The organism is Massilia mucilaginosa, from assembly GCF_011682145.1.
Taxonomy (GTDB): domain Bacteria; phylum Pseudomonadota; class Gammaproteobacteria; order Burkholderiales; family Burkholderiaceae_D; genus Telluria_A; species Telluria_A mucilaginosa.
On record NZ_WHJH01000005.1, the window covers coordinates 84,537 to 102,770 of the forward strand.

The window sequence follows — 18,234 nt, forward strand, 5'->3', positions numbered from 1 at the left end:
GCGCCTCAGAAGCTGTAGCTGGCCGTCAGCGTGGCGGCGCGCTCGGTGCCCGGCGCCACCCAGACCTGGTTGTACGAGCTTGTGTAGTAGGCCTTGTTGAACAGGTTGTCGATATTGAGGGCGATGCGCAGCTTGCGGTACGGCGTGTAGGCCGCCACCAGCTTGACGGTGGTGTAGGCGGGCAGCTCGAAGCTGCTCGACGCGGCCACGTCGCCCATGCGCTTGCCCACATAGCTGGCGCCGCCCCCGATACTGGCACTGGCGTCGCCCAGTTTGAAACTGGACACCAGCAGCACGTTGGCGCTGTGGCGCGCCACGTTCGGGAAGCGGCTGCCGGTGCGGATGGTCTTGTCGCCCTTGGTGACCGTGGCGTCGGTGCAGGCGTAGGCGGCGGAGAGCTGCAGGTCGCGCGCCACGGCGCCGGAGACGTCCAGTTCCAGGCCGCGGCTGCCGACTTCCCCGGCCGGAATCGCAAAGTCGGCATTGGCCGGGTTGGTGGTCAGGACGTTCTTCTTGTCGATCTTGTACAGCGCCACCGTGCTGCTCAATTTCCCATCGAGGGCGTCGAATTTGGCGCCCAGTTCGTACGACAAGCTTTTCTCGGCGTCGAAGGCGCTGTTGTCGATGCTGATGCCGCTGTTCGGGCGGTACGCGCGCGCCGCGGTGGCGTACAGCGACAGCGCGTTGTTCGGCTGGTACACCAGGCCCGCGCGCGGACTGCTGGCGCTGAGGCTTTGCGCGTTGCTCGTTTTGAGGCGCTGGTTGGTGACGGTCTGGTCGGCGCTGTCGTAGCGCATGCCCAGCAGGGCTTTCCAGCGCTCGCTCAGGTCGATCTGGTCCTGCGCATACAAGCCGTGGGCGCGCTGGCGTTCCAGCGTGTCGATCGACAGCATCAAAGGATCGGCCACGGCGCCGTACACCGGCCGGAAAATATCGATTGCGTAAGGATTGGCGCTGGACGGATTGCGGCGCAGCTGCACGCGGCGGTCGTCGAAGCGGTAGGCGTCGACGCCGAACAGCACGCTGTGGCGCAGGCCGCCGATGGTCAGTTTTCCGAGCAGTTCGACTCTGCCCGACATATCGGTCGCCGAAAAATCGCGGTGGCGGCGCTGGCGACGCATGGTGCGCCCGTCGGCCAGCAGGTTGTTCGCCTCGGTCGAGAAGCCGGCCAGTTCACTGTCGCGGTACGACAGGCCCGATTGCAGCGACCAGTCGTCGTTGAAGGCGTGCTGCACGAATAGCTGGTGCCCGAGCGACTTGACGCTGACCCGGCCGTCGCCCGGCTCGCCCAGGAAGTGCGATACCGGCACCGCACCGAGCTTGCCGTTCACCGCCGGCACGCCGCGGTCGAACGGGGCTTTTTGCCCGGTCGCTTCGATCTCGTACGAGACCGTGGTGTGCTCGCCGGCCAGCCACACGAACGATGGCGAGAGCAGCAGCGTGTCGCGCCGGGCGGTGTCGCGGAAGCTGTCGCCTTGCTGCCAGGCGGCGTTGAGGCGGTAGGCCAGCGTGTCGCTCACGGGCCCGGTGACGTCGACCGCCGCGCGCCAGGTATTGAAGCTGCCGACCGAAGCGCTGATGCCGCGCTGCGGGGCGAAGCGCGGTTTCTTGGTGACGATGTTGACCGTGCCTCCCGGCTCGCCGCGCCCGTACAGGGCGGCGGAAGGGCCTTTGAGCACTTCGACCGACTGCGTGCTGGCCGTGTCGCGCAAGCCGTTGTAGCCGCGGCTGGAACTGAAGCCGTTGACCAGGAAGTCGGAGCCGAAATTGGGGTCCCCGGTGAAGCCGCGCATGGCATAGCTGTCCCACAGGCCGCCCAGGTCACTCTGGCGCGAGATGCCGCTGGCCAGGTCCAGCGCACTGGCCAGGGTGCTCACGCCGGCGTCGCGCAGCACGTCGCTGGTGAGCACGCGCACGCTTTGCGGAAGGTCCTTGAGAAGCGCATCGGTCTTGGTCGCGCCGGTGGCCGACAGGCTGCGATAGTGCTCGCGCTGGCCGCCGATGACGACCGTGTCGGTGGGCGCGGGGGCGGCGTCGGCCGCGGCCATGGCGGCCAGCGGCGTGATGCTGGCAAAGAGGGCGGCGGTAGCGGTTTTGATGTACATACGTGGATTTCTTCAGGCGTGGGAGGGCCGGGCAAGGCGGGGATGTAATGCAACTGAGTTGCTATAATAGGTCGAATGCCTCTTTATTGCAATAGGGTTGCGTTAGCAGTCCGGGCGAAGCTTGCGGCGACGCGGTGAAACCGATGCTACTTTCGGTGTTACTTTTTCACGTTACAGATATTGCAGACGCCCTTGATCAGGAAGTCGACCTGCTGGCTCGTAAAGCCGGTAGGCAGGGTGATTTGCGCAGGCAGGGCGATGTCGGTAAAGCAGGTCACCATCTCGCAGCGGGTGCACTGGAAGTGCGCGTGCTGGTGCCCGTGCTGGCCCGCGCCGGCGTTGAAGCGCCACACCTGGTCGGCGCCGGCGATGCGGTGCACCAGTTCGTGCTCGGTCAGCCATTCCAGCACCCGGTACAGGGTGACCGAATCGAGCGCGTCGCCGGCCAGGCCTTCCTGGATGTCGTGGTGGGTCAGAGGCTTGTTCTGCGCCAGCAGGTACGCCAGCACGCGCGAGCGCGGCTTGGTGAGGCGCGCGCCCGTATCGCGGATCAGTGACTCTGCCTGGCTTTCAATCGTTGTGACCATCTTGGCTGGGATTTCAAAGGAAGCGACATGCTACCACGCAGGCGCCGGCCGCAACCACCGCGCGCAGGTTTACAATGCGGGACGATCCACGCTTGCAAGGAAACCGCCATGCCGCTGTCCCCCGTCCCGCTGTTCCCCGTGCCGCTGTCCCTCGTGCCGCTGTCCCTCGTGCGTTTCATGCGCCGCCTCGCCGGCTTGCTGGCGCTGGCCGCCGCCGCCGCCGCCGCCCACGCGCAGGCCCAGCCGCCGGCCACCGTGCGCGTCGACTACCAGCACAGCGGCAATGCCCTGTCGGACCAATACGCCTTGGAGCGCGTGGTGATCGAAGCGCTGCCGTGGGCCGGCGACCTGTCGCAAAACCTCGACACCACCAACCGTGGCCAGAACATGGTCGAAGTGGTCGACGCCAAAACCGGCGACCTGCTGTATTCGCGCGGGTTCTCCACCATTTTCGGCGAATGGCGCACCACCGAGGAAGCCAACCGGATCAGCCGCGGTTTCCAGGAATCGGTGCGCTTTCCGGCCTTCGGCAAACCGGTCAGGGTGCGGGTGCTCAAGCGCGACGAGCGCAATCAGTTTTCGGTCGCGTGGAGTGTCGAGGTGGACCCGGATGCGCCGGACGTGGTGCGCAAGCAGGCGCCCGCGCCGGCCAAACCGATCCCGATCCGCGTCAGCGGGCCATCCCCGGCCAAGGTCGACCTGCTGGTCATGGGCGACGGCTACACCGCCGGCGAGATGAAAAAATTCGAGGCCGATGCGCGCCGCCTGGCCGATCACCTGTTTACGGTCTCGCCCTTCAAGGAGCGCGCGGGCGACTTCAATGTGTGGGCGATTGCGGTGCCGACCCGGGAAAGCGGCGTGTCGCGCCCGTCGACCGGCGCGCACAAGGCCTCGCCACTGGGCACGCGCTACGACATCTTCGGCAGCGAGCGTTACGTGCTCACGCTGGATAACCGCGCGCTGCGCGAGATCGCCCAGCATGCGCCCTACGAGTTCATCGAAATCCTGGTCAATAACGATACCTACGGCGGCGGCGGCATCTTCGGCCAGTTCAGCACCGCGGCGGCCGGCAACGACTGGGCCAATTACCTGTTCGTGCACGAATTCGGCCACCACTTCGCCGGCCTGGCCGACGAGTACTACACTTCACCCGTGGCTTACCAGTCCGGTTCCGCGCGCATGGAACCGTGGGAGCCGAATGTGACGGCGCTGCGCGACCCGTCAAAGCTCAAATGGCAGCGCCACGTCAAGGCCGGCACGCCGCTGCCGACCGCCTGGCCCAAGGCGCAGTACGAACAATACGCGCGCGCCTATCAAAAACGCCGCGCCGCGCTGCGTGCCGCCAACCGGCCCGAGTCCGAGATGAGCGCGCTGTTCCGCGAAGACTTGACCCACACCAATACCCTGTTCGCCAAGGCCACCCACCGGCATGATGTGGGCGCCTTCGAAGGGGCCAATTACGAGGCCACCGGCTATTACCGGTCGGAAATGCAGTGTTTGATGTTCGACCGAAGTGAAAGATTCTGTAACGTGTGTAACGACGGCATCACCACGATCATCGATTTGTATGCGAAGAAGGGCGCGGGAAAATAGGCTGGAGCCTGCAACGGCGGGCGATACGCGTGATGCGGTGGGCCGGGGGCCTCATTGTAAGTTGCTTTTGGTTAGCTCTATTCAGCGTGCGCTAACGAACAGACCACGTGTCCAGTAAGACATATTCTGGACACCGTTCCTTGACGAAATATAAAGTTGAGAACGATAGATGGCGAATGGACTGCGGTCCAGAACGTCCACGAATAAGAAACCCCAACCATTCTTCTAAAGGACTACACCATGAACAAATTACTCGTTACCCTGATCGCCGGCCTGTTCGCTACTTCGGTTTACGCACAAGCTCCCGCGGCAACCCCAGCGGTTGTCAAAGCTGAAGCCAGCGCCAACAAAGACATCGCCAAAGCCGAAGCCAAGGAAGCCAAAGTCGGTGCCAAAGCCGACGAAAAAGTGACCAAGGCAGCTGCCGACGCTTCCGAGAAAAAAGTCAAAGCCCACTCGAAAGCAGTCAAAGAGCACGCTGAAGCGAGCACCGACGTCGCTAAAGCCGATCCGGAAGACAAAATGAAAGCCGAAGCCAAGGCCGAGAAAAAAGTCGCCAAGGCCAATCTGAAAGCCGAGAAAAAAATGATCAAGGCCGACGAAAAAGCTGAAAAAGTGGCTGTCGAAGCCGGTGCCGACAAGGCAACCGCTGCTGCAAAAACCCACGAAGCCAAAGTCGAAGCATCGGCTGACGTGAAAAAAGCTGCTGCCAAGTAATTATCCGAACGCCCTGCTTGCAGGGCGCTGGATGTGAAAGCGGGGCAAGTGTTGCTTGATTGAGGTCTGAGCTCGATCAAGCAACACTTGCCCCGTTTTTGTTTGCCGGCCCTCCCGCGCGGGTAGCGCGGGAGGGGAAAGATCAGCCGATTGGCGTGAGCGCCATCACCTTGATCTTGGCTGCCAGCGGCTTGCCCTTGCGCGCCCGCTTGCCGAAGTGGACCGCCAGGCCTGAGGCCGACAAATCCACCGCGCGCGGTTTGGCGCCCGCCCAGGTGCCGTGCACCGTCACGCCTTTTTGCGAAATCGGCTGCACCGCGAGCAGCTTTTCCTTCTCTTCCAGCTCGATCAGGATCACGCCGCGTCCGCCGTTGGTCAGCGTTTTGAGTTCATCCATGCCGAATACCAGCAGCTTGCCTTTTTCGGTCAGGCAGGCCACCGCGCTCGCATTGGCCGCGATCACGCGCGGCGGCAGCGGCTGCGCGCCTTCGTCGAGCGTGATGAAGGACTTGCCGCCTTTGAGGCGGCTGACCATGTCGCCCGCCTTGGCCGAAAAACCGTAGCCCGCGGTCGTTGCCATCAGCAGCATCGTCTGTGCGCTGCCCGCAAAGAAGTGCGGGATGCGCGCGCCGTTCGGCACATCGACCAGGGTGGTGATCGGCACGCCATCGCCGCGCGCTCCCGGCAGGGCCGCCACCGGCACGGAATACACCTTGCCGTTGTCGCCGAAGCCGAGCAGGGTGTCGGTGGTGCGGCATTCGAAGGCCGCGTACAGCGAGTCGCCCGCCTTGAACGTGAACTGCGCCACATCGTGGCCGATACCGGTACGCGCGCGCACCCAGCCTTTGTCGGAGACGATCACCGTCACCGGCTCGTCGACCACTTTTTGCTCGGCCACGGCGCGCTGCGCTTCTTCGATCAGGGTACGGCGCGCGTCGCCGAACTGCTTGGCGTCGCTTTCGATCTCGCGGATGATCAGGCGCTTCATCGTCGACGGGTTCTCGAGGATGTCGCGCAGGGTCACTTCTTCCTTGCGCAGTTCCGCCAGCGCCTGCTGGATCTTGATCGTCTCCAGGCGCGCCAGCTGGCGCAGGCGCAGTTCCAGGATGTCTTCGGCCTGGATGTCGGAGAGGCGGAATTCGGCGATCAGCGCCGCTTTCGGCTCATCCGAATTGCGGATGATGTGGATCACCTTGTCGATATTGAGCAGAACCGCTTCGCGTCCTTCGAGAATGTGGATGCGGTCGTTGACCTTGCCCAGCCGGTATTCGGTACGGCGGCGTACCGTCACGAAGCGGAAATCGATCCACTCCTGCAGGATTTCGGTCAGGCCCTTCTGGCGCGGACGGCCGTCGCCGCCGATCATCACCAGGTTGATCGAACTCGATGACTCCAGCGAGGTATGCGCCAGCAGCATCAGCATGAATTCGGCCTGGTCCTGGTTCTTCGACTTCGGCTCGAACACCAGGCGCACGGCGGCGGCGCGGCCCGATTCGTCGCGGATCGAGTCGAGCGAACCGAGCATGGTCTGCTTGAGCGCCAGCTGTTCTGGCGAGAGCGCCTTTTTACCGAGCTTGATTTTCGGGTTGGTCAGCTCTTCGATCTCTTCGAGCACCTTTTGCGACGACACGCCCGGCGGCAGTTCCGACACCACCGCCTGCCACTGGCCGCGCGCCAGCTCTTCGATCTTCCAGCGCGCGCGCACCTTCATCGACCCGCGTCCGCTGGCGTACATGTCGGCGATCTGCGCCGGCGGCGTGATGATCTGGCCGCCGCCCGGGAAATCCGGCCCCGGGATGATACCCATCAGTTCGGCGTGGGTGATCTTCGGATTGCGGATCATGGCCACGGTGGCGCGCGCCACTTCGGTCAGGTTGTGCGAGGCGATTTCGGTCGCCAGGCCGACCGCGATGCCGGAGGCGCCATTCAACAGCACCATCGGCAGGCGCGCCGGCAGCGCTTTCGGTTCGGCGTGTTCGCCGTCGTAGTTGGGCTGGAAGTCGACCGTGCCTTCGTCGATTTCTTCGAGCAGCAGCTTGCCGATGGGCGTCAGGCGCGCCTCGGTGTAGCGCATCGCCGCAGCGCCGTCGCCGTCGCGCGAGCCGAAGTTACCCTGGCCGTCGATCAGCGGATAGCGCAGCGAGAAGTCCTGCGCCATGCGCACCAGCGCGTCGTAGATCGACTGGTCGCCGTGCGGGTGCAGTTTGCCCATGACGTCGCCGACCACGGCGGCCGACTTGCTTGGCTTGGCGGTCGCGCCCAGTCCCAGTTCGTTCATGCGGTACAAAATGCGGCGCTGTACGGGCTTCTGGCCGTCGCACACGTCGGGCAGGGCGCGGCCCTTGACGACCGAGACGGCGTAATCGAGATAGGCGCGCTCGGCGAAGGTCGACAGGGTCAGCGTTTCGGTGTCTTCCGGCGGTGGCGGCGGTGGCGGGTCAAACAGATTGGTTTGTGAGGACATGTACGTAGGTGCTTATGCGTAGGTGCTTGGTAAAAGGAGTGTGTTTGTTCTGGGGTGTGCGTGGCGGGGGGCGGCTCTTACGCCGACCAGCCCCTGCCGCGCACCACGGCGACCCAGTGTTCGACGATATCGGCATCGAGCTTGAGGTCGAGCATCTCGCCGTGGTAGCAGTGGACATGTTCGAGCAGCTCGCGCATGCGTTCCGTGAAGGCGGCGTCCGGATACCTGCCGATGATGCCGCGCGGGTCGCCGTCGAGCAGTGCGCGCACCACCTCGTCTTCCAGCGCGAGCTGGCAGAAGTGGGCGTACGAGCGCTGGGCGCGCAGGCGCGCCAGCATCATGCCGGTTTCGTCGGGCATCTGGCGGCCCACGAAACTGGCGTCGTCGACCCAGTTGAAATGGCCCGCCATCGCTTCGCGGAAGTCGTCGTCGCAGCCTTCGCCGGCGCAGTACTGCACCGCGCACTCTTCGAAGTGGTCGCGCACGTCGATGTTGAGCAGTTCCTCTCCGGCGAACAGCTGCGCCAGATGCTCGCGCGGGTTGCGGTGCGCGCGCGCCAGGAACGCGGCCCAGACGCGGCGCGCTTCCATGATCGGCGATTCCAGCCCGGTGCCGGGCAAGGGGCGCGGCAGGATCTCCGGCAGGCGGTATTGCTCCGGTTTCGGCGGCGGCGCTGGTGCGGCGGGCGGTGCGGGCGGCGCCGCTGGCTCAAACGCCGGCAGCGGAGCCGATGCTTCGGGCGGCGGCGCGGCCGGATCGAATTCGTAGCAAGCCGTGTAGACCGGCGCATCCGGATCGAATTCGTAGGCGGCGACGTACACCGGCGCGTCCGGGTCGAATTCGTAGGCCGCCACGTAGACCGGCTGCTCGCGCTGGTCCTCGCGCTGCCCGGTCTCGCGCAGCTCGGCGCGCGGGGCCGGCTCGTCGTCCGGCCAGTCCAGGTCGTTGGCCTGGCGCGCCAGCTGCAGCGCGGCCTGGTAAGCGTCGTTGAGAATCTGGAAGGCGGCCGGATCGTCCTCGGGACGGGTGACCTTCAGCCTGGCCGCGTAGGCGCGCTTGATCGCGCGCTCATCGCGGCTGGCCGTCATTCCGAGGACGCTCCAGATGTTCATAGGAAGGAACTCCCGCCCAGCTCACGCATGACTTTGGTGAGCGTTTCGTGCGCGCGCCGCATGGCCGCCGGCTGCTGCGTATTGAGCACGCCCGTAAAGGCGGCGATGTGCTCGGCCAGGTAGGCGCGTTCCTGACCCAGCAACTGCTCGTAGAGGCGGTCGGCCTGTGCCAGCAGGGTGCGGTTTTCGATCTTGTCGCGCGGGTGGATTTTCAGTTCATTCAGTTCGGCCAGGCGCTTGGCCACTTCGGCCTGGGTCATCACGCCGGCGTTCTCGGTGATGACCAGGGTGTGCTTCTCCTGGCTTGGCTGGAGCGTGATTTCCGCTTCCAGCACGCCGCTGATGTCGTAGGTAAAGCGCACGTCGGCGCTGATTTCGCCGGAGCGTTTCGACTCGATCGGGAAGGCCAGCTTGCCCAGGAAAACGTTGTCCGACACGCGGCGCGACTCGCCCTGGTACACATGCACCACCAGTTCTTTCTGGTAGTCGTTGATGGTGGTGATCGATTCCACGCGCGACACCGGCACCGTCGAATTGCGCTCGATGATCGGCAGGTAGTGGCCGCCCTCGTACTGGTTCGGGCCGATTTCGCGCGCGATCGAGATGCCCAGCGAGTAGGGCGCCACGTCGGTCATCACCACTTCGGAGAGGGCCGCGTCGCGCGCCATCAGGCCCGTTTGCACGGCGGCGCCCAGCGCGATCGCCTGGTCGGGATCGAGACTGATCGACGGGAAGCGCCCGAACATGCGCGAGACCATCTTGCGCACCAGCGGCATGCGGGTGGCGCCGCCGGCCAGCACCACCGAATCGAGTTCGGAGGCCTTGATGGTGGCGTCGCGCAGCGCGCGTTCGACCGGGCCGCGCAGGCGCTGCACCAGGTGGTCGCACAGCAGCACGAACAAGTCTTCGGTCAGGTCCAGGCTGTATTCCTTGCCGGCGCTGGTGTAGACCATGCGCGCGGTGAGGCTGTCGGACAGGACGCGCTTGGCGCGTTCGGCTTCTTCGCGCAGGCGCTGGCGCTGGGTGCCGTTCAGCTCCGCGCCGTTCAAGTCCTTGGACAGGCCGCTGCGGGACAGGAAGGCGTCGACCAGCACGCTGGCAAAATCTTCGCCGCCCAGGAAATTATCGCCGGCCGTGGCGCGCACTTCCATCACGCCCTCGAACAGTTCGAGGATGGAGACGTCGAAGGTGCCGCCGCCCAGATCGAAGACGAGGAATTTGGTTTCGCGCTTGGTGTCCTGGATGCCATAGGCCAGCGCCGCGGCGGTCGGCTCGTTGAGCAGGCGCTCGACGCGCAAGCCCGCCAGCTGGCCGGCCACCCGGGTCGCCTTGCGCTGGGCGTCGCTGAAGTAGGCGGGGACGGTGATGACGGCTTGCGTGACCGTTTCGCCGAGCCAGGCTTCGGCGTCTTCCTTCAGTGAGCGCAGCACCATCGACGACAATTCCTCGGGGCGGAACTTGCGCGCGCCGAGCTGGGTTTCGCGTTCGCTGCCCATGTAGCGCTTGAACAGCGCCGCCGTCATGTGCGGGTGGGTCTGCAGGCGCGCGCGCGCCGCTTCGCCGGTGAGCACGGTGCCATCGTCATCCATGCCGACGCAGGAAGGCGTGAGAAAGCTGCCCAGTGCGTTGGGAATGAGGTGGGCCTTGCCGTCGCGCCACACTGCCGCGAGACTGTTGGTGGTGCCGAGGTCGATTCCGATAATCATGGTTCAGTGTCCGTTTGCGCCGCCGCAGACCGGCGATGTGTTGCAAAACCGGGGTCAGAGCCCGGTCTTGCCGGGTGGGGTCTGACCCCGGTTTTCCCAATTTTCCTCAAACTGAGTCTGGTGCAAAGCCGGTGGAAAACCGGGGTCAGACCCCCAACTGAACAACCGGGGTCTGACCCCGGTTTTCCACCGGCCTTGCAACAACATCAGATGTCGGCTTCGGTTTCGTTGCCGTGTTCTTCGATCCAGGCGCGGCGGGCGGCGGCTTCGCCTTTGCCCATCAGCATGTTAAAGCGCGCCGAGGCGTCGATGTGGCTGAAGTCGCCCAGCGATACCGGCAGCAAACGCCGCGTGTCCGGGTTCATCGTGGTTTCCCACAGTTGTTCCGCGTTCATTTCGCCCAGGCCCTTGAAGCGCGAAATGCTCCAGCTGCCTTCTTTCAAGCCTTCTTTCATCAGCTTGTCCTGGATCGCCACCAGCTCGCCATCGTCGAGCGCGTACAGCTTCTGGATCGGCTTCTTGCCGCGCGCCGGGGCGTCGACCCGGTACAGCGGCGGGCGCGCCACGCAAATGTGGCCAGGCGCGAACAGGGCCGGGAAGTGCTTGAAGAACAAGGTCAGCAGCAACACCTGGATGTGCGAGCCGTCCACGTCCGCATCCGACAGGATACAGATCTTGCCATAACGTAGGCCCGACAGGTCCGGCGTGTCGCCCACGCTGTGCGGGTCGACCCCGATTGCCACGGCAATGTCGTGGATTTCGTTGTTGGCGAACAGGCGGTCGCGGTCGGTCTCCCAGGAGTTCAGCACCTTGCCGCGCAGCGGCAGGATGGCCTGGAATTCCTTGTCGCGCCCCATCTTGGCCGAACCGCCCGCCGAGTCGCCCTCGACCAGGAACAGTTCGTTGCGGCCGATGTCGCTCGATTCGCAATCGGTCAGCTTGCCCGGCAGGACAGCCACGCCCGAGGACTTCTTCTTTTCGACTTTTTGCAGCGAACGCAGGCGCGACTGGGCCTGGCGGATCACCAGTTCGGCCAGCTTGCGGCCGTATTCGACGTGCTGGTTCAGCCACAGTTCTAGCGGCGGCTTGGCGAAGGTCGAGACCAGCCGCACCGCGTCGCGCGAGTTCAGGCGTTCCTTGATCTGGCCCTGGAACTGCGGGTCGAGCACCTTGGCCGACAAGACAAACGAGACGCGCGCGAACACGTCTTCCGGCATCAGCTTGACGCCTTTGGGCAGCAGCGCGTGCATCTCGACGAAGCTCTTGACCGCGCCGAACAGGCCGTCGCGCAGGCCCGATTCGTGGGTGCCGCCGTTCGAGGTGGGAATCAGGTTCACGTACGACTCGCGCACCACCGCGCCTTCTTCGGTCCAGGCCACCACCCAGGCCGCGCCTTCGCCTTCGGCGAAGCCGTCCGACTCGCCGTTGGAGTACTGGGCGCCTTCGAACACCGGGATCACGGTGTCGCCGTTGGTGCTTTGCGCGAGCATTTCATTGAGGTAGCCGCGCAGGCCTTCGTCGTACTTCCAGGTGGTCACGTCGCCGGTCTTGGCGATGGTGAGGGTGACCGTCACGCCGGGCAGCAGCACCGCCTTGGAGCGCAGCAGGCGCGCGAGCTCGACCTGCGAGATCGCGGGCGAATCGAAATACTTCGGGTTCGGCCAGGCGGTCACGCGGGTGCCGCTCTTCTTGCCGTCGCGCGGCGCCGGGACCGACGCCAGCGGCTCGATCACCTCGCCGTCGGCGAACACCATCTTGTGCAGGCCGTTGCCGTTGTCTTCCTTGCGCCAGACCGTAATTTCCAGGCGCGAGGAGAGCGCGTTGGTGACCGAGACGCCGACGCCGTGCAAACCGCCCGAGAAGGCATACGCGCCGCCCGAACCCTTGTCGAATTTGCCGCCCGCGTGCAGGCGCGTAAAGACGATTTCCACCGTCGGCACGCCTTCGTCGGGATGCAGGCCGACCGGAATGCCGCGGCCGTCGTCTTCGACCGTGATCGAGCCGTCCGCATTGACCGTCACGCCGATGTTCTTGCAATGGCCGCCGAGCGCTTCATCGGAAGCGTTGTCGATCACTTCCTGGATGATGTGCAGCGGATTTTCCGTGCGGGTGTACATGCCCGGACGCTGTTTGACGGGTTCGAGTCCCTTGAGGACCCGGATGGAGGATTCGCTGTAGTCGGATGCAGGTTTTTTGGTGGCCATATCTAAGTTCTTTATGCGGATGCCTGCGCATTCTATCTTGTCAGCCGGAAAAGAAGCCAAATTTGAGCGCGCTGAATGTACTTGCCAGTCCGGACAATTGTGGTTAGATTTGTACGCGCACCAACAGGTGTGGTCAAAACACTTCCATAAGTTATCAAAAATGCATTCAAAAAGGCAGTCTCTGAGCGTTCGCCTGTTGGGCTTTCCTTCTTCCGAAGGGGCCGAGCTGGGGACGGCGCTCGCGCATCCCCCGCGCGACGGGCCGTCGTATTCTTGCCTGCTGGGCGACAGTTTGCAAGAGCCGGACCTGATGATCGCCAACGGCGACGACCTGAGCGCGCTGGCCGCCTTGCTGGCGTGGCAGCCGGACGCGCTGCGTCCCGGCCTGGTGATCGGCTCGGCGGGGATGGACTTTCCGTGTGCGCAGCTGTCGCGGCCGCTGGACATGTTCCAGATGTTCAAGCTGCTCGCCGAGATGGGGCGCAAACGCGCCGAGGGGCTCAAGGACTTGCCGGCGCCCGCGCCGACGCCGCGGCACGAGCGGCGCCGCCGCATCCGCCTCGATCTCGACATCACCGACCCGGCCGACTTCATCAAGATGCGGCGCCAGGCTCCGAGCGGCGCGGTGCTCATCGTCGACAAGCGCGGCGCGCTGCGCGACCATGTGGCGCGCCTGCTCGCACCGAACCAGGTGGCCGTGGAGTGGACCGAGAGCGCGGTGGCGGCGCTGCGCCTGTGCGCCGAGACGCCGGTGGCGGTGGTGATGATCAATACCTCCACGCCCGGCATCGATCCGTATGCCCTGTGCGGCGAGATCAAGCGCCAGGACGGGGCCGAACGGATCGCCGTGGTGCTGCTGGTGAACCAGGCGTCCGGCTACGACACGGCGCGCGCCCGCGCGGCCGGCGTGCGCGGCCTGCTCGACAAACCGATGGCCGACCGCCATCTGCTCGGGGCGCTCAAAAAGCTGCTGTCGCTGCCGTCCTAGCATGTGATAGTCACAATTTTGTTACAACTTTGAATCGTGCGCCCGCATGGGAGCGCTATATTTAAGGCATGCCCGATACCGACAAGCCCCTGTTGCCAGCCGCCGTTCCCGATCCTGTTCCCGCGCCCGTGCCCGGGCAGGATGCCGACGGCGGCGTTCACGCCCCGCGCGTTCCCGACCGCCGTGCCGCCGACGCCCTGCCGCGCTACCAGAAAGAGAGCGACACGCCGCTGGCCCTGGCGCGCCGCGTGCTCGCTTCGCGCTGGCGCAACCTGCGCGACAAAATCGGCCGCGACTTCATGCGGCGCACCTTGCGCATCGGCGTCTCGGCGCGGATTTTTCATCCCGAGCCCGGATCGACGGGGCTGCGCAGCAAGAATTTGCAGTACCTGGAAGAGTCGATCGCGCAGTGGGTGATGTCGCGCGACGTGCTGGTCTTTATGATCCCGACGGTCAATACCAACGGCCTGCTCCATCCAAGTAACATCACCTTGCGTCATTACGCGCGCCATCTCGACGGGCTGGTGCTGCAGGGCGGGGCCGACGTGTCGCCGCAAACGTATTCCGAAACGCCGACCCGGCCCGAGTGGAGCGGCGACCGCGCGCGCGATGTGTACGAGCTCGAACTGCTGCACGAATTCGTCGATGCCGGCAAACCGGTGCTGGGCATTTGCCGCGGGTGCCAGTTGATCAATGTGGCGTTCGGGGGGACGTTGTACCAGGACGTGGCGACCAATGTGCCGGCGGCGCACGCGCACGTGCACAGCGATTACGACGCGCACCGGCACAAGGTGATTTTTCCATCGGGGTCGTCGCTGGGACGCATGTTCCCGGATGTGCGGCGGCCGATCGTGAACTCGATTCACCATCAGGCGGTCAAGGACCTGGGACGCGATATCCTGGTGGAGGCGATGTCGGATCCGGATGGGATTATCGAAGCGATCCGGTATCAAAGGGCCAATTTCGTGATGGGATTGCAGTGGCACCCGGAGTTTCACCGGGCCGGCGGGGTCGATCTGCTGGACTGCACGCCGATCCTGGATGAATTCTTGCGGGCGGCGCGCGAGACGCGGCTCTGAACGTCGCTTAGCTACTTGCCTCATTCTTCCACTACCCCCGTCGTTCCCGCCGAGGGCCGCCTTGGCGCGGGAACGACGGGGCTAACGTTTGCCCCGGAAGCGCCGAATCGCCGCATTCACCATCCCCTCGGCGCTCCCCTGTTCCTCATACTGCCGTCTCAAATACGTCGCGTCGCTGGCCTCCTGCGCCGCCGTCGACAAATGCCTCAGCGCCCCCAGGCTGCCCAGCGCCTCGCCGTGCGGCTCCATCTTGCGCAATGTCGTCAGAATATCCTCGCGCAGCGACATCGTCTCGTAGGTCTTCGGATGCGTGATCGCGCCATCGAGCCCGAACCTGCACGCCTGGAAGCGGTTGAAGTTATACACAAGATAGTCGTCTTCCACCGGCGGCTCTTCGCGCCGCTCCAGCAGGTGCCGGCACAGCGCCTGCAAATACCCGGCCAGCGCGGCCGCCCGTTCCACCGTCAGCGGCGTGTCGCACACGCGCAGCTCGATGGTGCCGTACTCCGGCTTGGGCCGCACGTCCCAGTAAAAATCCTTCATGCTCTTGATGATGCCGGTGCCTTCCATCTTGGCAAAGTACACATTCGCGAATTCGTCCCAGCTCAAGGTGAACGGCGCGCGTCCGCTCATCGGAAACGCGAACACCGAATTGAGGCGCGCCGAATCGAACAGGCTGTCGTGCCCCTGCACGAACGGCGACGACGCCGACAGCGCGATGAAGTGCGGAATATACCGGTTCAGCGAATGCAGCAGGAACATCGCATCGTCCCCCGACGCGCAGCCGATGTGCACGTGCTGCCCGAACACCGTGAACTGCTTGGCCAGGTAGCCATACAGCGACGAGAGCTCCTGGAAGCGCTGCTTGGGATAGATCTTCTGCTCCGACCAGTGCTGGAACGGATGCGTGCCGCCGCCGCACAAGCCGATGTTGAGGCGGTCGCCGGCCGCCACCAGGATGTCGCGAATTTCCAGCAGTTCGGCCAGCAGCGGCAGGTGGCTCGAATGCACGCTCGAATTAATCTCGATCATGCTCTCGGCGATTTCGGGCGTCACATTGCCGGGGAAGGGCTTTTGCGCGAGCAGGTGCAGCAGGTCGGGACTGGCGGCGGTCAGGTCGAAGTCCGACAGGCTGACCAACTGCAGTTCCAGTTCCACGCCAAAGGTCAGTGCCTTGGAATTGGCAAACGGTTCAAGCGCCATCTCAGGCCTCCGTGGTTTCGCGGGCCCAGATCAGGGCGCGCTGGATGATGATGGGGCCGAATACTTCGAGCAGCATGGTGACCGCGGCCATCGAACGCAATTCCTGCACGTCGATCCCGCGCAGGCGCGCATGCTCGAGCAGCAGAATCACGAACACCGATACCGGCGCGAGCGCCAGGCCGGTCAGCGCGCCCTTGCGCCACGAAATGCCGGACAGCTGCGAGAACAGCGTCACGCCCAGGGTCTTGGTGACGAGGCGCACGATCACGACGGCGAACGCCAGTGCGCCGCCGGCGAGTACTTCGCGCCATTCCAGGGTCGATGCGGCGTACACGAACAGCAGTACGGTGAGCAGTTCGCCGAGCGCGCCGAAGTTGCGCTGCGCCTGGCTGAAGGCCACCCTGCGGTGGCGCGCCGTCAGGCCGAAGGCCAGGGTGGCCACCACCGGCGAGAGGTTCATGGTGTAGGTGATCGAGACCAGCAAAATGACGGCCAGCGCGAAAGCGACCGTGGCGTCCTGCGACAGATTGCCCAGGTGGCGCAGCAGCGCCGGCACCACGACGCCGAAGACGGCGCCCACCACGCCCGAGATCAGCAGCGCAACCAGGCTGCTGATGGTGGCATCGCCAATGTCCGACGAACTATGAAAAATCCAGAAGCCGACGATCACGTTGAAGGTAAACACCGACAGCACGCAGTTGATCGCGGACAGGTGCAGCACCCTTTCGGTCACCTGGCCGGAACTGCGCTGTTCATTGATGATGCGCACCACCGTGGCCGGCGAGGTGGACATGGCGAGCGAGGCGAGCATCAGCGCGGTCATGGTGGTCACGCCGAACCACAGGGCGACGAAATAGACGGCGACAAAGGTGCCCAGCGCTTCGACCAGCGAGGCCATGGCGAACCACGGATTGGTGCGCAGCCAGCGCAGGTTGATGCGGTAGCCAAGTTCGAACAGAATCAGGCCGAAGGCCACGTCGGCCATCAGCAGTATGGTGCCGCCGCTGGTCGCCGGCAGTACGCCGATCTGGGTGCTGGCCAGCGCAAAACCGACAATGCCGTAGAAGCTGATGCGCGGCAGGCCGGTCCAGCGCTTGCCGAATTCTCCGGCCATCCAGGCGATGCAGATCGCGAAGGGCCACGAGAGATTGGTGAGGATCGTCAGCAGATCGGGCATGAATTCCTTTCGTTCCACCGGTCGATGGGTGCGCCAAGATTCTACAAGACGGGCCCGCGCGCACGATTCCGCATAACGAAAAATGTTACCCAAAACGCAATTATGCGCTCCGGGTAGCGCCGCCCAGGGCTATTTGCTCAGGGTGCGCATGGCGCGCTCGAGGCCGTCGATCGTCAGCGGGAACATGCGGTGGCTCATGATCTGGCGGATCACCGAAATCGACTGGCGGTACTGCCACACGCCTTCCGGCTCGGGATTGAGCCAGGCGAATTTGGGGAAGGCATTGCAGAAGCGCGCCAGCCACGCGGCGCCGGCTTCTTCGTTGTTGTATTCGACCGAGCCGCCCGGATGCAGTACTTCGTAAGGGCTCATGGTGGCGTCGCCGACGAAAATGAGCTTGGTGTCGGCCGGGTACTTGCGCAGGATGTCCCAGGTCGGAAAGCGCTCGGCGTTGCGGCGCCGGTTGTTCTTCCACAGGTAATCGTAGACGCAGTTATGGAAGTAGAAGAATTCCATGTTCTTGAATTCGGTCTTCGCCGCCGAGAACAGTTCTTCGGTGCGTTCGATATGGTCGTCCATCGAACCGCCCACGTCCAGCAGCATCAGCACCTTGACCTTGTTGCGGCGCTCGGGCCGCATCTTGATGTCCAAATAGCCGGCGTTGTTGGCGGTGGCGTGGATGGTGGCGTCGAGCGCCAGTTCGTCTTCGGCGCCTTCGCGCGCGAACTTGCGCAGGCGGCGCAGCGCCACCTTGATGTTGCGCGTGCCCAGTTCGCGCTCGGCGTCGTAGTCGCGGTAGGCGCGCTGCTCCCACACCTTGACCGCGGTGCGGTTGCCGCCCTTGCCGCCGATGCGCACGCCCGCCGGATTGGTGCCGCCGTTCCCGAACGGCGAGGTGCCGCCGGTGCCGATCCACTTGCTGCCGCCTTCGTGGCGCTCTTTCTGTTCCTTGAGCAGTTCGTTCAGGCGGTCCATCAGCTTGTCGTAGCCGAATTTTTCGAGCTGGCGTTTCTGCTCGTCCGACAGTTCGCGCTCCATGCGCTTGACCAGCCAGTCGAGCGGAACGGCGGCATTGGTCTCGAAGGCGGCGTTGATGCCCTTGAAGTACTGGGCAAAGGCGCGGTCGAATTTGTCGTAGTGCGCTTCATCCTTGACCAGGGTCAGGCGCGCTACATAATAGAAGTCGTCCATCGAGGCACCGACGACGTTGCGCTCCATCGCTTCGAGCAAGGTGAGGAACTCCTTGATCGTGACCGGGATTTTGGCGTCCTTGAGGGTGAAGAAGAAGTCGATCAGCAC

General features: G+C 64.5%; 13 protein-coding genes. 4 read left to right on the plus strand and 9 right to left on the minus strand.

Translation table 11 applies throughout. The features are described 5' to 3' along the window. Positions 1-5: 5 nt before the first annotated feature. On the minus strand, positions 6-2,105 hold the full coding sequence (locus F2P45_RS06765; RefSeq protein WP_166871820.1) for a TonB-dependent siderophore receptor: 2,100 nt from the start codon (positions 2,103-2,105) through the stop codon (positions 6-8). Positions 2,106-2,263: 158 nt separating this feature from the next. After that, the gene (locus F2P45_RS06770; protein ID WP_166871825.1) at positions 2,264-2,692 is read right to left on the minus strand and encodes a Fur family transcriptional regulator; all 429 of its coding nucleotides are present in this window, start codon (positions 2,690-2,692) and stop codon (positions 2,264-2,266) included. Between the two features lie 177 nt (positions 2,693-2,869). On the opposite strand from F2P45_RS06770, the gene F2P45_RS06775 reads away from it, so the two are divergent. Both F2P45_RS06775 and F2P45_RS06780 read left to right on the plus strand, forming a co-directional pair. Continuing rightward, positions 2,870-4,285, plus strand: coding sequence for an IgA Peptidase M64 (locus F2P45_RS06775; RefSeq protein WP_166872348.1), 1,416 nt, complete (start codon positions 2,870-2,872; stop codon positions 4,283-4,285). Between the two features lie 240 nt (positions 4,286-4,525). Continuing rightward, positions 4,526-5,002 (plus strand): hypothetical protein, encoded by a 477-nt coding sequence (locus tag F2P45_RS06780; RefSeq protein ID WP_166871828.1) that lies wholly within the window; start codon positions 4,526-4,528, stop codon positions 5,000-5,002. 142 nt (positions 5,003-5,144) lie between these two features. Here the strand turns inward: F2P45_RS06780 and parC are convergent, their stop codons facing one another. The 4 genes from parC to F2P45_RS06800 all read right to left on the minus strand — a co-directional run bounded on the left by parC (position 5,145) and on the right by F2P45_RS06800 (position 12,488). Continuing rightward, the gene (parC, locus tag F2P45_RS06785) at positions 5,145-7,466 is read right to left on the minus strand and encodes a DNA topoisomerase IV subunit A (RefSeq protein ID WP_166871830.1); all 2,322 of its coding nucleotides are present in this window, start codon (positions 7,464-7,466) and stop codon (positions 5,145-5,147) included. Positions 7,467-7,543: 77 nt separating this feature from the next. Further along, positions 7,544-8,578 carry a hypothetical protein gene (locus tag F2P45_RS35580; RefSeq protein WP_223164688.1) on the minus strand — a complete coding sequence of 345 codons (1,035 nt, stop codon included), beginning with the start codon at positions 8,576-8,578 and terminating at the stop codon, positions 7,544-7,546. Further along, on the minus strand, positions 8,575-10,284 hold the full coding sequence (locus F2P45_RS06795; protein ID WP_166871833.1) for a molecular chaperone HscC: 1,710 nt from the start codon (positions 10,282-10,284) through the stop codon (positions 8,575-8,577). The genes F2P45_RS35580 and F2P45_RS06795 overlap by 4 nt, the downstream gene beginning before the upstream one ends. Positions 10,285-10,490: 206 nt before the next feature. Continuing rightward, on the minus strand, positions 10,491-12,488 hold the full coding sequence (locus tag F2P45_RS06800; RefSeq protein ID WP_166871836.1) for a DNA topoisomerase IV subunit B: 1,998 nt from the start codon (positions 12,486-12,488) through the stop codon (positions 10,491-10,493). Positions 12,489-12,684: 196 nt separating this feature from the next. Here F2P45_RS06800 and F2P45_RS06805 point away from each other — a divergent pair, with 196 nt between their 5' ends. Continuing rightward, positions 12,685-13,476, plus strand: a complete 792-nt coding sequence (locus F2P45_RS06805) for a response regulator (RefSeq protein WP_229504946.1) — start codon at positions 12,685-12,687, stop codon at positions 13,474-13,476. A 68-nt stretch (positions 13,477-13,544) separates the two neighbouring features. After that, the gene (locus F2P45_RS06810; RefSeq protein ID WP_166871842.1) at positions 13,545-14,555 is read left to right on the plus strand and encodes a gamma-glutamyl-gamma-aminobutyrate hydrolase family protein; all 1,011 of its coding nucleotides are present in this window, start codon (positions 13,545-13,547) and stop codon (positions 14,553-14,555) included. Between the two features lie 81 nt (positions 14,556-14,636). Here the strand turns inward: F2P45_RS06810 and F2P45_RS06815 are convergent, their stop codons facing one another. The 3 genes from F2P45_RS06815 to F2P45_RS06825 form a co-directional block, all read right to left on the minus strand. Then, positions 14,637-15,758, minus strand: a complete 1,122-nt coding sequence (locus F2P45_RS06815; protein WP_166871844.1) for a YbdK family carboxylate-amine ligase — start codon at positions 15,756-15,758, stop codon at positions 14,637-14,639. 1 nt (position 15,759) lies between these two features. Then, complete coding sequence (locus F2P45_RS06820) at positions 15,760-16,935, minus strand: cation:proton antiporter (RefSeq protein WP_166871847.1); 1,176 nt, start codon at positions 16,933-16,935, stop codon at positions 15,760-15,762. Positions 16,936-17,064: 129 nt separating this feature from the next. Further along, positions 17,065-18,234 (minus strand): vWA domain-containing protein, encoded by a 1,170-nt coding sequence (locus F2P45_RS06825; protein ID WP_166871850.1) that lies wholly within the window; start codon positions 18,232-18,234, stop codon positions 17,065-17,067.

Excerpts from the sequence above, each read along its gene's own strand:
- F2P45_RS06765 (WP_166871820.1), bottom strand. The coding sequence starts at position 2,105 with ATGTACATCAAAACCGCTACCGCCGCCCTCTTTGCCAGCATCACGCCG.
- F2P45_RS06815 (WP_166871844.1), bottom strand. The coding sequence starts at position 15,758 with ATGGCGCTTGAACCGTTTGCCAATTCCAAGGCACTGACCTTTGGCGTG.
- F2P45_RS06810 (WP_166871842.1), top strand. The coding sequence starts at position 13,545 with ATGCCCGATACCGACAAGCCCCTGTTGCCAGCCGCCGTTCCCGATCCT.
- parC (WP_166871830.1), bottom strand. The coding sequence starts at position 7,466 with ATGTCCTCACAAACCAATCTGTTTGACCCGCCACCGCCGCCACCGCCG.
- F2P45_RS06820 (WP_166871847.1), bottom strand. The coding sequence starts at position 16,935 with ATGCCCGATCTGCTGACGATCCTCACCAATCTCTCGTGGCCCTTCGCG.
- F2P45_RS06770 (WP_166871825.1), bottom strand. The coding sequence starts at position 2,692 with ATGGTCACAACGATTGAAAGCCAGGCAGAGTCACTGATCCGCGATACG.
- F2P45_RS06800 (WP_166871836.1), bottom strand. The coding sequence starts at position 12,488 with ATGGCCACCAAAAAACCTGCATCCGACTACAGCGAATCCTCCATCCGG.
- F2P45_RS06775 (WP_166872348.1), top strand. The coding sequence starts at position 2,870 with ATGCGCCGCCTCGCCGGCTTGCTGGCGCTGGCCGCCGCCGCCGCCGCC.
- F2P45_RS06780 (WP_166871828.1), top strand. The coding sequence starts at position 4,526 with ATGAACAAATTACTCGTTACCCTGATCGCCGGCCTGTTCGCTACTTCG.
- F2P45_RS06795 (WP_166871833.1), bottom strand. The coding sequence starts at position 10,284 with ATGATTATCGGAATCGACCTCGGCACCACCAACAGTCTCGCGGCAGTG.
- F2P45_RS35580 (WP_223164688.1), bottom strand. The coding sequence starts at position 8,578 with ATGAACATCTGGAGCGTCCTCGGAATGACGGCCAGCCGCGATGAGCGC.